Source organism: Streptomyces sp. NPDC041135, assembly GCF_055592085.1.
In genome coordinates this window covers 174,068-186,217 of sequence record NZ_JBVIYZ010000011.1, presented here as the reverse complement: position 1 = coordinate 186,217, position 12,150 = coordinate 174,068, and the positions used below count along the sequence as shown (strand labels likewise).

Sequence of the window (12,150 nt, the reverse complement as noted above, 5' to 3'; positions counted from 1 at the left end):
CGTTCCGCTCACACAATCACACGCAGTGCACGGCGTACGCCTGTGAACGTCACGCTCGTACGCAGCCCCAGATGGTCACCGTCCATCTGAAGGGGCAGCGGGACCTTCGAATGCAAGGTGAACTCGTCCAGATCGTGCAGCGAGAGGGCGTGCTTTCCATGGGGTCCCCGCTCGGGGGACGAAGTGAGCAACTGGGTGCCATACCGGGCGACAGCGGCCGTCGACAGCCGGCTGAGACCGAGTACGTCGATACCCGCGTCGAACGAGGCCTTAGGCGACGTATACATGGGGCGATTGCCGAGATACGTCCAAGGAGACGTGTTCGAGACTATGGCGACGACCAGTTCGCCGACCGGATCCGCTCCCGGCCGTTCCAGGCTGATCGTGCCGTGCCGCCGGTGCTGCTCACCGAGGAACTGCCGCACCACTTGGCGGACGTACAGCGCGTGCGTCGACTTCTTGCCCCGCTCGCGCTGCTGCTCGACCCGGCCGACCACGCCCGCGTCGAAACCCAGACCGGCGTTGAAGGTGAACCAGCGGGCCGGGACCGCCTCGTCCTCGGTGCCGGGCGGCCCCGAGGTCAGACCGAGGCCTACGACGCGCTCGCTGCCCTCGCGCAGCGCGTCCAGCAGGGCGCCGGTCGCCTCGACCGGATCGTTGGGCAGGCCCAGGGCGCGGGCGAAGACATTGGTGGAGCCGCCGGGGACGACGGCGAGGCCGGGCAGCCGGTCCGGGTCGGGCCCCTGGTGCAACAGGCCGTTGACGACCTCGTTGACCGTGCCGTCACCGCCGAGGGCCACCACGAGGTCGATGTCGTCGCTCTGCGCCGCCTGCCGGCCCAGATCGCGCGCGTGGCCGCGGTACTCGGTGGTGACCGCCTCCAGCTTCATCTCGCTCGCCAGCGCGTGGATCAGTACGTCGCGCCTACGTGCGCTTGTGGTGGTTGCCGCCGGATTGACCACGAGAAGTGCACGCATGGATTGCAGCGTACCTACTGGGGGGTATCCGGCCCAGGGCGATCCGTGGATCCGGTGAAGGAAGCGGGCGTGAGCCTGGACACTCGGGTCGTCCCCCTGCGGGGGTACGGGCCGCCGCGGGACCGCGAGGGCTACCCTTTCGAGGTGAGCAGTGAGCAGAATCCCGCCCCGGACCTCTCCGAAGCCCCCGGCGCCCCTGAAGCCGCCGAGGCGTCCGCGGCCCGCCCGCGCCGGCTGACCTGGGCGGCCGCGCTGACCGGACTGGAGGGCCTCGCGCTGCTGGCCGGCGGTGTGTGGATCCTCGTCCTCGGGCTCACCGGTTCCCCGGACGACCGCGGGCAGGCCGTGACCGGCGGCATCACCCTGGTCGTGCTCGCCCTGCTGCCGCTGCTCGCGGCCCGCGGACTGCTGCTGCTGCGGGGCTGGAGCCGCGGCCCCGCGGTGATCACCCAGATCATGGCGCTGCCCGTCGCCTACAACCTGCTGCGGGCCGACAGCCTGGCGATCCCCGCCGGGATCGTGCTGGCCGTGGTGGCCGTCGCGGCCCTCGTGCTGCTGGTCAACGGCGAGACGACCCGGGCCCTCGGCATCCGGGGACCGGGCCGCGCACAGGAGCCGAAGCGGCCGTAGGGCCCCCTGAGAGATGGGTCCCGGGGCCCGCCGGCGGTCCCGGCCGCTGCTCCTCGGCTACTCCTCGACGAGCAGCTTCTCGCGCAGCTGCGCCAGCGTCCGGGCCAGCAGCCGGGACACGTGCATCTGCGAGATGCCGACCTCCTGCGCGATCTGCGACTGGGTCATGTTGCCGAAGAAGCGCAGCAGCAGGATCCGCTTCTCCCGGGGCGGGAGGTCCTCCAGCAGGGGCTTGAGGGACTCGCGGTACTCGACGCCCTCCAGCGCCTCGTCCTCCGCGCCGAGGGTGTCGGCGACCGCGGGCGACTCGTCGTCGGTGTCGGGGACGTCCAGGGAGAGCGTGGAGTACGCGTTGGCGGACTCCAGTCCTTCCAGGACCTCCTCCTCCGAGATGGCCAGCTTCTCGGCCAGCTCGTGCACCGTCGGCGAGCGGCCGTGCAGCTGGGACAGCTCGGCCGTGGCCGTCGTCAGCGACAGCCGCAGCTCCTGCAGGCGCCGCGGGACGCGCACCGCCCAGCCCTTGTCGCGGAAGTGGCGCTTGATCTCGCCGACGACCGTCGGGGTGGCGTACGTGGAGAACTCCACGCCGCGCTCCGGGTCGAAGCGGTCGACGGACTTGATCAGCCCGATGGTGGCGACCTGCGTGAGGTCGTCCAGCGGCTCGCCGCGGTTGCGGAACCGGCGCGCGAGGTGCTCCACGAGCGGCAGGTGCATCCGCACCAGCTTGTTGCGCAGCTCGGCGTACTCCGGGCTGCCGTCCGGCAGCTTGCGCAGCTCGATGAACATCGCCCGCGCCCCGCTGCGGTCCTGCGGCGTGTGCGGGGTGTGCGGGGTGGCCTGTACGGCCTCCGCGACCAGCGCCTCGTCCTCGGCGTTCCGCTCGTGCTCGCCCATCGTCCCGCCCGTAGCCCTTCCCCGAGCCCTCGCCTCCTCGCCCGCCCTCGGCTGCGCGTGGGCGGGAGGGTCCGCGGGGGCCGCCCCGTGGACCGGGGGCACCACCCCGTTCAGCCCGTGTGGAGGCGCGCTTCGCGTGGCATCGCCCGGGCCGACCCGCTCGGAGTCGTCCTCCGGGTGGGGCCTGGCCTGCTCGGGGATGCCGTCGATACCGCCCGCCGTACGTCGGGAAGCGTCCGCGGGCTCCGCGCCCGTCGGCAGTCCCCGTGTGCCGCGCTCTTCGTCCCGCACCGGCCCGTCCCCGTTCCTCACGCCGGCCCGGGTCCCGCGCCGCGCTGTTTGTAGAGGCTGATCGACACGGTCTTGTCCTCGTCGACGGCGGACGAGACCTTGCCCGCCAGGGCCGACAGCACGGTCCAGGCGAAGGTGTCGCGCGAGGGCGCGTGGCCGTCCGTGGTCGGGGCCGAGACCGTGACCTCCAGCGAGTCGTCGACGAGCCGGAAGACACAGCTGAGCACCGAGCCGGGCACGGCCTGCTGGAGCAGGATCGCGCAGGCCTCGTCGACGGCGATGCGCAGGTCCTCGATCTCGTCCAGGGTGAAGTCCAAGCGGGCGGCGAGACCGGCCGTGGCCGTCCGCAGCACCGACAGGTAGGCACCCGCAGCCGGCAGCCGGACTTCCACGAAGTCCTGGGTCGCGGGCTCGCCTGCGATCTGGGACACCCTCACCTCCATGGTGGTACAAGCTTTACGGGGCCGAGGGTCGCCCCCCGGGGTAACGCGACAGTGGTACAGCGGTGACGCTATCGCGCTCGGAACGCTCCTGTCCCCGGGACCCCGACCCCCTGGCGTCACTCACAGTAAAGCTGTGGATACGCTCCGTGTCTAGGGGTTCCGCGGATCCAAATGGGAAGAGCGCGCGCCGGGTTGACGTACCCCGACGTCAGACGCCTGAACCGTCCGCGCGGCGGCCCCTTGAAGTGTCACACGGACCGCCTCGCCACGGGACGCCGCACGCGGGCCCTTCTCCCACGGGCCTTCTCATACGAGCACGTGATCCACGAAGCACCACCGCCAGCTCTCGCCGGGTTCGAAGGTCCGCATCACCGGATGACCTGTCGTCTCATGGTGCTCCGTCGCATGCCTGCCCGGCGAGGAGTCGCAGCAGCCGACGTGGCCACAGGTCAGACAGAGCCGCAGCTGCACCGGGTGCGTGCCGTCCGCGAGACACTGCGGGCAGGTCTCGTTCAGCGGCCGCGGCTCGGGGTGCGGCAGCGCGTCGGCGTGCGTGCACTGTTTCATGATTGCCAGGTTACGACGGGTGTGCGGGTGGCCGCGCGGAAAAACAAGGGTGGGCGAGGACGATGGACGTGATGCCACTGCTGCTGCTGGTGGCGGGGAGCGCGGCGGTCGCCGCGGCCGCCCGGCGCACCCCGGTGCCGGCGCCACTGCTGCTGGTGGCGGTGGGCCTGATCGTCTCCTACCTCCCCGGGGTGCCCGTCTACACCCTCGACCCCGACATCGTCCTGCCGCTGGTGCTGCCCCCGCTGCTGTACACCTCGGCGTCCGACAGCTCCTACCTCGACCTGCGCGCCCAAGTGCGGCCCGTCGCGCTGCTGTCGGTCGGATACGTGCTCTTCGCGACCTTCGTCGTCGGCTGGGCCGTCTACCGGCTCGTGCCCGGCATGCCACTGCCGGCCGCCCTGGTGCTGGGCGCGGTGGTGGCGCCGCCGGACGCGGTCGCCGCCACGGCCGTCGCCCGCCGGGTGGGACTGCCGTCCCGGATCACCACCATCCTCCAGGGCGAGTCCCTGCTGAACGACGCCACCGCGATCACCGCCTACAAGGTGGCCCTGGGCGCCGCGGTCGGAGCGGGCGCCACCTGGTCGGGCGGGGTCCGCGAGTTCCTGCTCGCCGCGGTCGGCGGCGTCGGCGTCGGACTCGCCCTGATGGCGCCCCTGCACTGGCTGCGCAGGCGCCTGAAGGAACCCCTGCTGCAGAACACGCTCTCCCTGCTCATCCCGTTCGTCGCCTACGGCGTCGCCGAGCAGCTGCACGCCTCGGGCGTGCTCGCGGTCGTGGTCGTCGCCCTGTACCTGGGCCACCGCGCGTGGGAGGTCGACTTCGCCACCCGGCTCCAGGAGGAGGCGGTGTGGAAGATGGTCGCCTTCGTCCTGGAGTCGGCGGTCTTCGCCCTGATCGGCCTCCAGCTGCCGTTCGTGCTCAAGGGCCTCGGCGCGTACCGGGGCGCGGACGCCGCCTTCTACGCCGTCGCCGTCTTCCTGGTGGTGATCCTGGCCCGGTTCGTCTGGGTCTACCCGGCCGCCTTCGTGCCGCGCCTGCTGTCGGCGCGCGTCAGGGAGCGCGAGGACAACCCCACCTGGCGGGGCGTGCTGGTCACGGGCTGGGCGGGGATGCGCGGGGTGGTCTCGCTGGCCATCGCCTTCTCCATCCCGCTCACGGTGAACGGCGGCACGCCCTTCCCGCAGCGCAACCTGATCCTGTTCCTGACCTTCACCACGGTCATCGGCACCCTGGTCCTCCAGGGCGTCACCCTGCCCCCGCTGATCCGCCTGCTGAACTTTCCCGGGCCCGACCCGCAGCGCCAGACCCTCGCTGAGGCCAACGCCCAGGCACAGGCCTCCCGGGCCGCCGAGAGCCGCCTCGACGAACTGCTCACCGACGAGCGCAACACCCTGCCCCAGCCCCTCGCCGACCGGCTGCGCACGGTCCTGGAGCGCCGCCGCAACGCCGTCTGGGAGCGCCTGGGCCAGGTCAACCCGGTCACCGGCGAGTCGGTCGACGAGACCTACCGGCGCCTGTCCCGGGAGATGATCAGCGCCGAGCGCGAGGTCTTCGTCAAGCTCCGCGACCACCGCTACATCGACGACGAGATGCTCCGCGCGCTGCTGCGGCGGCTGGACCTGGAGGAGGCGGCGGCCTACCGCGAGGCGGCCTGAGGGAGGGTTCCGCACCGGCTCCCGCCCCGGCACGTCAGGGGAACGGGCGGCCCGTGACGACGGCGGCGACGACCGTCCCGCGCGGGAAGGCGCCCTCGTCCGCCAGGGTGAACAGGGCGTGCAGCAGTTTGGCGACATACAGCCGCTCCAGCGGCAGCCCGTGACGCTGTTCGAACTCCTCGGCGAACGCCTCCAGCGCGGACGTGGTGCGGGCGTAACCGCCGCCGTGGAAGCGGTCGTCGAGCCACCAGGTGCCCCGGCGCCCGCCGAACGCGCGCTGCTGCAGCTCCGTGACGGCGTCGGTGAGGAAGCCGCCCCGCAGCACGGGGACGCCGAGGGCGCGCTGCCCCGCCTCCAGCCCCGCCGCCAGCCCGGCCAGCGTGCCGCCCGTGCCGCAGGCGACCCCCACCACGTCGGCCCGCCCGCGCAGTTCCTCGCCGAGCGCCCGGCAGCCGCGTACGGCGCCGGCGTTGCTGCCGCCCTCTGGGACGACGTACGCCCCCTCGGCGCCGGCCGCGCGCAGGATCGCGGCCAGCGTCGGCGGTTCGGCCGCGCGGCGGTAGGTCGCCCGGTCGACGAACTGCAGCCGCATCCCGTCGGCCGCACACCGGGCCAGGGAGGGGTTCAGCGGGCGCCCGGCCAGCTCCTGGCCGCGGACCACGCCGACGGTGGGCAGCCCGAGCAGCCGTCCCGCGGCGGCGGTGGCCCGCAGGTGGTTGGAGTAGGCGCCGCCGAAGGTGAGTACCGTACGCCCGGCCGCCGCCCGCAGGTTCGGCGCGAGTTTGCGCCACTTGTTGCCGACCAGTTCCGGGTGGATCAGGTCGTCCCGCTTCAGCAGCAGCCGCAGGCCCCGGCGGGCGAAGCGGTCGTCCGCCACCTCCTCCAGCGGGGAGGGCAGGCGGGGGCTGAGCGCGTCGGGGCCGGTCACGGCCCCATTCTGTCGCCCGGGATCGGCGCCCGCGGCACGGGGCCGGGCCCGAGGCAACGGGTCCGGGTCCCGCGGCAACCGGGCCGGGCCCGGGTCCGCCGCCGGGCCCTCTCGCCGCGTACGGCAGGCCTAATCCTTCAGGCGCTCCCTGATCCGCTCGCGCAGCCGGGCCATGGTGAACCCTCTCGGGTCGACCTTCCCCGGCTGCCACTCCAGGTGCCCGATCACCGACCGCTCCGTCCAGCCGTGGTGCCGGCACACCGCCGCCGCGGCGCGCACGATCGCCTCCAGCTGGGCCTCGGGCCACGGGTCCTCGCCGTCGCCGAGGTTCTCGCACTCGAAGCCGTAGAAGTACCGGTTGCCGTCGGTGTTCGCCTCGTTGTCCGGCGGCAGCCGCTTCTCGGCGATCACCGCGCGCAGCACCTCGTCGTCGCCGAGTCCGGCGTGGTTGGCCCGGCCGTGGCCGACCAGGTGGACCGTGCCGTCCTTGGTGATCACGCCGTGGCACAGCGGCCCCGGCAGCTCCGCGTGGCCGTCCCGGCAGAGGGCCACGGTGCGGGCGCCGCCCTCGGTGACCGTGTGGTGGATCATGACGCCGTGCACCGGGCCCCAGGGGCCCTTGTGGTTGCGGTTGTGATGTTTCCAGTCGCCCACTTCGACGACGGTGACGCCCTCCGCCCGCAGAGCGGCCAGAAAGCCGCCGGCGGACATGGGTGTGGCCATGACCGACTCCTTCGCACCGGGCCGGCGGCCGCCGACCGCGACCGTTGCGTACCGGCGGGACCAACCGGAACCGGACGTCCCGGGTCACGTCGTTCGGGCGGTGTGCGAGCCGATCCGGACAAGCGGCGCATCCGGGGAGTGCCGGACGGGATCCCTCTTTCTGCCCAGTAGTGCGATGATCCATTCCCGCTCTTTCGGGTAATGGCGCGGGCACGTTCGGTGCTGGAAGCCTGATGCGAGAGACCGGTGCCGGGTGCGGTCCGGCACCGGGCGATCCATGGGAGGGCAGTTTTCTATGTCGGTAGGCGAAGAGGTCCGCACGGATCAGGACAAGCCGCAGCAGTCCCTGGGCACGGCGGCAGCGCGGAACCTGGCCACCACCACCAAGTCCGTTCCCCAGATGCAGGAGATCAGCTCCCGCTGGCTGCTGCGCACCCTGCCCTGGGTCGACGTGCAGGGCGGCACGTACCGGGTCAACCGGCGGCTGACGTACGCGGTCGGCGACGGCCGCATCACCTTCGTCAAGACCGGCCGGCAGGTCGAGGTCATCCCCGCCGAGCTGGGCGAGCTGCCGGCCCTGCGGTCCTACGAGGACGAGGAGGTGCTCACCGAGCTGGCCCGCCGCTGCCAGCAGCGGGACTTCACCGCCGGGGAGACGATCACCTCGTTCGGCAACCAGACCGACGAGGTGTACCTGCTCGCCCACGGCCGGGTCGAGAAGGTCGGCACGGGCCCCTACGGCGACGACGCCGTCCTCGGGGTCCTCGCCGACGGCGCCTACTTCGGCGACCAGGCGCTGCTCGACCCGGACGCCATCTGGGAGTACACCGCCCGCGCCCAGACCGCGTGCACGGTGCTCATCCTCAACCGGCAGGACTTCGAGCAGGTCGCCGAGCGCTCCGACTCGCTGCGCGGCCACCTCGAGCAGCTGCGCTCCATCCCCGACCAGCGCACCAACAAGTACGGCGAGAAGGCCGTCGAGCTCGCGTCCGGCCACAGCGGTGAGCCGGAGATCCCGCACACCTTCGTGGACTACGAGACCCGGCCGCGCGAGTACGAGCTGAGCATCGCGCAGACCGTGCTGCGCATCCACTCCCGCGTGGCCGACCTCTACAACCAGCCGATGAACCAGACCGAGCAGCAGCTGCGGCTCACGGTCGAGGCGCTGAAGGAGCGCCAGGAGCACGAGCTGGTCAACAACCCGGAGTTCGGGCTGCTCAGCAACTGCGAGTACGACCAGCGGCTCCAGCCTCACGACGGTGTGCCCAGCCCGGACGACATGGACGAGCTGCTCAGCCGCCGGCGCGGCACCAAGCTGTTCCTGGCCCACCCGCGCGCGATCGCCGCCTTCGGCCGCGAACTCAACAAGCGCGGACTGGTCCCGGAGACCATCGACATCGCGGGCAACCGCATCCCCACCTGGCGCGGTGTGCCCATCTACCCGTGCAACAAGATCCCGGTCAGCGAGGCCCGTACGACCTCGATCATCGCCATGCGTACCGGCGAGGCGGAGCAGGGCGTCATCGGTCTGCGGCAGTCCGGGCTGCCCGACGAGATCGAGCCCAGCCTGTCGGTGCGGTTCATGGGCATCAACGAACAGGCCATCATCAACTACCTGGTGACGGCCTACTACTCGGCGGCCGTCCTGGTGCCCGACGCGCTCGGCGTCCTGGAGAACGTCGAGATCGGCCGGTGGAGGTGACGTTCCCGCACTTGGCGGCTGCGTCCCCGCCCACAGGGGCGGGTACACCCCCGGAGTACGCGCCCAGCCGGAGCGGAGACACCACCGCCGGGGCACGTCACGAGGGGGAGCAGCCATGGCCGAATTCATGACGGCGGGGACCAGGGGACGCGCGCCGGGGGCGGCGCCGCCCGCCGAGCCGCCGCAGGGCAGGCCCACGCCCGGCCCGCGCGAGCGGCACGGACCCCTCCCGGAGCCGACGCCCGGCCCGGCCGAGGCGACGGCGGCCCTGCCCGAGGGACAGGAGGCCGGACAGGAGGCCGCCGCGATCCTGGAGCGTTCCCGGGCCGTCGTCGATCCCGCACTGCGCGCGGCCCTCGACTCGCTGCCCACCTCGATGCGCCGGGTCGGGCTGTACCACTTCGGCTGGGAGCATGCGGACGGCACCCCGGCCGAGGGCAACGCGGGCAAGGCCATCCGGCCCGCGCTGGTCCTCACCGCGGCCACCGCGCTCGGCGGACCCACCGCGCGGGCGGCGGCCGCGCGGGCGGCGGCGGCGGTGGAGCTGGTCCACAACTTCACCCTGCTGCACGACGACGTGATGGACCGGGACACCTCGCGCCGCCACCGGCCCACGGCCTGGACGGTGTTCGGCGACGCCGACGCGATCCTCGCCGGGGACGCACTCCAGGCGCTGGCCCTCGGCCTGCTCGCCGAGGACCCGCACCTGGCGGCCGGACCGGCCGCCGCCCGGCTCGCGGCCTGCGTCGTCGAACTGTGCGCCGGCCAGCACACCGACACGGCCCTGGAGCAGCGCCCACCGGACCAGGTCGCCCTGGACGAGGTGCTCGCCATGGCGGAGGCCAAGACCGGGGCGCTGATCGGCTGCGCCTGCGCGCTCGGCGCGCTGTACGCGGGGGCGCCGGCGGAGGCGGTGGCGGCACTGGACGCCTTCGGCCGGCAGGCCGGGCTCGCCTTCCAGCTGATCGACGACGTCATCGGGATATGGGGCGACCCACGGCGCACCGGCAAGCCGGCCGGGGCGGATCTCGCGGCCCGCAAGAAGTCGCTTCCGGTGGTGGCCGCCCTCACCTCGGGCACCCCGGCCTCGGCCGAACTGGCCAAGCTGTACACGGCACCGCACGTGCCCGGGGACGCGGAGGGCATCGCCCGCACCGCACGGGCCGTGGAGGAGGCGGGCGGCCGGGACTGGGCCCAGGCCGAGGCCGCCGACCGGATGGCCCGGGCGGTGCAGGAGCTGTCCCGCGCGGTCCCGGACCCGGAGGAGGCGGGCGGCCTGCTGGCCCTGGCCGAGTTCGTCACCCGCCGCACCAGCTGACCGGGCCACCGCGGCGCTCCCGGCCCGTGCGGTCCCTGATCCCGCACGGTGACCGGGGCCTCCGGTCCGGTGAGCCGGGGGGCACCGGGGCAGCTCCGGTGCGGTCCAGGGCCCCGGGAAGCCACGACGGAGCCGGCGTGGGGGAGCGCCGCGGCCCCGGCCGTCCTACGCTGAGGACATGGACAGCCGGCAGCGCTTCTGTCCCGGGTGCGGGCAGCCCGTCGAGACGGTCGTCCGGCGCCACAAGACGCTGGGCGCCTGGGTCCCGGTGTGGGCCGCGGGCCCCTGCCGCAACCCGGACTGCGCGGCGTCCGCCGCCACCGCCACCACTGCCGCACAACAGCCCACGGACGCCGGCACCGGGACACCCGACGAACCCCGGGATGCCGCGGGGTGACGGGTTCGTCGCGGGCGGCCGGGGTGAGGCCGTAGCGTGGTGGCATGCCGAAACTGCCGTACCTCCTCCACATCACCGAGCGCTCCCTGTGGGACGAGGCCCGGGCGCGCGGGGCCTACGAGATGTCGACCCGGGGCCGCACTCTCCAGGAGGAGGGTTTCGTGCACCTCTCCACCCGCGACCAACTCCCGCGGGTGGCGGCCTTCCTGTACGGCTCCTACGACGGCCCGGACGAGCTGGTGGTGCTCGTCGTGGACCCGGCCAAGGTGGGTGCGCCGGTGCGGTACGAGGCCGCGGAGCCGGGCGGCGAGGAGTTCCCGCACGTGTACGGGCCGATTCCCGTCGACGCCGTGGTGGACGTCGAGCCCTGGGTGTGACGGGCGGCGGTGATCAGCCGGCCGGCGGGGCCGGTGCGGCGACGGCCGCGGGCGGCAGTCCGCCGGTGTCCGGGTCGCGGCCGGTGAGGCAGTAGGTGCCGCCCGCCGGATCGCGCATCACCGTCCAGTGCCGGCCCCGGGCGACCGGGACGGCGCCCAGCCGCTCGTGCCGGACCCGGGTCTGCTCGATGTCCGCGCAGGCCAGGTCGAGGTGGGCGGAGGCGGGGCGCTCCGCACCGAGGCGCTGGAGCAGGACCCGGACGGGCAGCCCCGGCGGCGGCCTGAGCACCCGGAACTCCGGGAGCGAGCCGGTCAGCAGGTCCCAGCCGGTCAGCCCCACCCAGAACGCGGTCTCGGCCTCGAAGGCGGACGGCGGCACGTCCAGGCAGATCTGGTCCAGCCGGCTCCCCGCGACCACCGGCGGGCGTATCGCCTCGCCCTGCCAGGGGACGGCGCAGAACGGCTGGCCCGCGGGCGAGCGCAGCACCGCCCAGCCCTCGTGCTCGGCGACCGTTTCCGCGCCGAGTTCCCGGGCCCGGACGAGGAAGGCCGGCACGTCCGTCACACAGAAGTCGGGGTGCGCGCCGCCGTCCCCCGCGAGGACGCCCTGCACCTTCACACAGGCGTCCGCGCCGTCCGGCAGCAGCGTCGCGAACTCCCCGTGCGCGCCCCGCGGCGCGGACAGCCGGGTGCCGGTGACGGCGGTCCAGAAGGCGTGGGCCGCGGCGAGGCGCGCGGCGGGGCGGTCGGCGAAGACATGGGTCCAGCGGATGTCGTTCATGGACGCAGCGTAGGAACGATCGTGCCGGGCGGGCAGGGCGTTTCAGCCGGTGGGCCGCTCGATGAAGCGCAGCATGTTGCCCGCCGGGTCCCGGAAGGCGCAGTCCCGCACCCCGTACGGCTGGTCCGTGGGCTCCTGCAGCACGTCGGCGCCCGAGTCCCGGACCCGTTCGTACAGCGCGTCGCAGTCGGGGGTGGTGAAGATGACCCCGCGCAGCAGGCCCTTGGCCAGCAGCTCGGCCAGCACCTGCCGGTCGGTGGGGGAGGCGTCCGGGTTGGCGTCCGGCGGCTCGAGCACGATCTCCACGTCGGGCTGGAGCGGCGAGGCCACCGTCACCCACCGCATCCCCTCGAAGCCCACGTCGTTGCGGACCTCCAGGCCCAGGACGTCCCGGTAGAAGGCGAGCGCCTTGTCGTGGTCGTCCACCGCGATGAAGCACTGCGCGAGTTTCACATCCATGCGCT

Annotated in this window: 14 protein-coding genes; 6 read left to right on the top strand and 8 right to left on the bottom strand. The window is 73.4% G+C overall.

Annotation, left to right across the window (positions count from 1 at the left end; genetic code table 11):
- Positions 1-8: 8 nt before the first annotated feature.
- Entirely contained in the window at positions 9-977 is a 969-nt protein-coding gene (locus ACZ6CZ_RS24920) for a diacylglycerol/lipid kinase family protein (RefSeq protein WP_469025073.1), read from the bottom strand.
- Between the two features lie 144 nt (positions 978-1,121).
- On the opposite strand from ACZ6CZ_RS24920, the gene ACZ6CZ_RS24915 reads away from it, so the two are divergent.
- Entirely contained in the window at positions 1,122-1,607 is a 486-nt protein-coding gene (locus ACZ6CZ_RS24915; RefSeq protein ID WP_469025258.1) for a hypothetical protein, read from the top strand.
- A gap of 57 nt (positions 1,608-1,664) precedes the next feature.
- Here the strand turns inward: ACZ6CZ_RS24915 and ACZ6CZ_RS24910 are convergent, their stop codons facing one another.
- The 3 genes from ACZ6CZ_RS24910 to ACZ6CZ_RS24900 all read right to left on the bottom strand — a co-directional run bounded on the left by ACZ6CZ_RS24910 (position 1,665) and on the right by ACZ6CZ_RS24900 (position 3,802).
- Positions 1,665-2,792 carry an RNA polymerase sigma factor SigF gene (locus tag ACZ6CZ_RS24910; RefSeq protein ID WP_469025071.1) on the bottom strand — a complete coding sequence of 376 codons (1,128 nt, stop codon included), beginning with the start codon at positions 2,790-2,792 and terminating at the stop codon, positions 1,665-1,667.
- Positions 2,793-2,809: 17 nt separating this feature from the next.
- Positions 2,810-3,223: an ATP-binding protein gene (locus ACZ6CZ_RS24905; protein ID WP_004925829.1), complete on the bottom strand. Its 414-nt coding sequence runs from the start codon at positions 3,221-3,223 to the stop codon at positions 2,810-2,812.
- 318 nt (positions 3,224-3,541) lie between these two features.
- The gene (locus ACZ6CZ_RS24900) at positions 3,542-3,802 is read right to left on the bottom strand and encodes a UBP-type zinc finger domain-containing protein (RefSeq protein WP_469025069.1); all 261 of its coding nucleotides are present in this window, start codon (positions 3,800-3,802) and stop codon (positions 3,542-3,544) included.
- Between the two features lie 62 nt (positions 3,803-3,864).
- Here ACZ6CZ_RS24900 and ACZ6CZ_RS24895 point away from each other — a divergent pair, with 62 nt between their 5' ends.
- Entirely contained in the window at positions 3,865-5,460 is a 1,596-nt protein-coding gene (locus tag ACZ6CZ_RS24895; protein WP_469025067.1) for a Na+/H+ antiporter, read from the top strand.
- A 34-nt stretch (positions 5,461-5,494) separates the two neighbouring features.
- On the opposite strand, the gene ACZ6CZ_RS24890 is transcribed toward ACZ6CZ_RS24895, so the two are convergent.
- Complete coding sequence (locus ACZ6CZ_RS24890) at positions 5,495-6,388, bottom strand: 1-aminocyclopropane-1-carboxylate deaminase/D-cysteine desulfhydrase (RefSeq protein WP_469025066.1); 894 nt, start codon at positions 6,386-6,388, stop codon at positions 5,495-5,497.
- 129 nt (positions 6,389-6,517) lie between these two features.
- A complete protein-coding gene (locus ACZ6CZ_RS24885) occupies positions 6,518-7,111 on the bottom strand; it encodes an N-acetylmuramoyl-L-alanine amidase (protein ID WP_469025064.1) in 594 nt (197 codons plus the stop codon).
- A gap of 295 nt (positions 7,112-7,406) precedes the next feature.
- Between ACZ6CZ_RS24885 and ACZ6CZ_RS24880 the strand changes: the two genes are divergently transcribed.
- The 4 genes from ACZ6CZ_RS24880 to ACZ6CZ_RS24865 all read left to right on the top strand — a co-directional run bounded on the left by ACZ6CZ_RS24880 (position 7,407) and on the right by ACZ6CZ_RS24865 (position 10,905).
- Positions 7,407-8,813 carry a family 2B encapsulin nanocompartment shell protein gene (locus ACZ6CZ_RS24880; RefSeq protein WP_469025062.1) on the top strand — a complete coding sequence of 469 codons (1,407 nt, stop codon included), beginning with the start codon at positions 7,407-7,409 and terminating at the stop codon, positions 8,811-8,813.
- A 115-nt stretch (positions 8,814-8,928) separates the two neighbouring features.
- Positions 8,929-10,131 carry a family 2 encapsulin nanocompartment cargo protein polyprenyl transferase gene (locus tag ACZ6CZ_RS24875; protein ID WP_469025059.1) on the top strand — a complete coding sequence of 401 codons (1,203 nt, stop codon included), beginning with the start codon at positions 8,929-8,931 and terminating at the stop codon, positions 10,129-10,131.
- A gap of 178 nt (positions 10,132-10,309) precedes the next feature.
- Positions 10,310-10,528: a hypothetical protein gene (locus tag ACZ6CZ_RS24870; protein ID WP_469025057.1), complete on the top strand. Its 219-nt coding sequence runs from the start codon at positions 10,310-10,312 to the stop codon at positions 10,526-10,528.
- 44 nt (positions 10,529-10,572) lie between these two features.
- Positions 10,573-10,905 carry a DUF952 domain-containing protein gene (locus ACZ6CZ_RS24865; RefSeq protein ID WP_469025054.1) on the top strand — a complete coding sequence of 111 codons (333 nt, stop codon included), beginning with the start codon at positions 10,573-10,575 and terminating at the stop codon, positions 10,903-10,905.
- Positions 10,906-10,918: 13 nt separating this feature from the next.
- Here ACZ6CZ_RS24865 and ACZ6CZ_RS24860 read toward each other — a convergent pair whose 3' ends face one another.
- Together ACZ6CZ_RS24860 and ACZ6CZ_RS24855 are read right to left on the bottom strand one after the other, a co-directional pair.
- Positions 10,919-11,686 (bottom strand): VOC family protein, encoded by a 768-nt coding sequence (locus tag ACZ6CZ_RS24860; protein ID WP_469025052.1) that lies wholly within the window; start codon positions 11,684-11,686, stop codon positions 10,919-10,921.
- Between the two features lie 42 nt (positions 11,687-11,728).
- Entirely contained in the window at positions 11,729-12,145 is a 417-nt protein-coding gene (locus ACZ6CZ_RS24855; protein ID WP_469025050.1) for a VOC family protein, read from the bottom strand.
- Positions 12,146-12,150 lie beyond the last annotated feature (5 nt).

Excerpts from the sequence above, each read along its gene's own strand:
- ACZ6CZ_RS24855 (WP_469025050.1), bottom strand. The coding sequence starts at position 12,145 with ATGGATGTGAAACTCGCGCAGTGCTTCATCGCGGTGGACGACCACGAC.
- ACZ6CZ_RS24900 (WP_469025069.1), bottom strand. The coding sequence starts at position 3,802 with ATGAAACAGTGCACGCACGCCGACGCGCTGCCGCACCCCGAGCCGCGG.
- ACZ6CZ_RS24885 (WP_469025064.1), bottom strand. The coding sequence starts at position 7,111 with ATGGCCACACCCATGTCCGCCGGCGGCTTTCTGGCCGCTCTGCGGGCG.
- ACZ6CZ_RS24860 (WP_469025052.1), bottom strand. The coding sequence starts at position 11,686 with ATGAACGACATCCGCTGGACCCATGTCTTCGCCGACCGCCCCGCCGCG.
- ACZ6CZ_RS24920 (WP_469025073.1), bottom strand. The coding sequence starts at position 977 with ATGCGTGCACTTCTCGTGGTCAATCCGGCGGCAACCACCACAAGCGCA.
- ACZ6CZ_RS24880 (WP_469025062.1), top strand. The coding sequence starts at position 7,407 with ATGTCGGTAGGCGAAGAGGTCCGCACGGATCAGGACAAGCCGCAGCAG.
- ACZ6CZ_RS24870 (WP_469025057.1), top strand. The coding sequence starts at position 10,310 with ATGGACAGCCGGCAGCGCTTCTGTCCCGGGTGCGGGCAGCCCGTCGAG.
- ACZ6CZ_RS24875 (WP_469025059.1), top strand. The coding sequence starts at position 8,929 with ATGGCCGAATTCATGACGGCGGGGACCAGGGGACGCGCGCCGGGGGCG.
- ACZ6CZ_RS24895 (WP_469025067.1), top strand. The coding sequence starts at position 3,865 with ATGGACGTGATGCCACTGCTGCTGCTGGTGGCGGGGAGCGCGGCGGTC.
- ACZ6CZ_RS24865 (WP_469025054.1), top strand. The coding sequence starts at position 10,573 with ATGCCGAAACTGCCGTACCTCCTCCACATCACCGAGCGCTCCCTGTGG.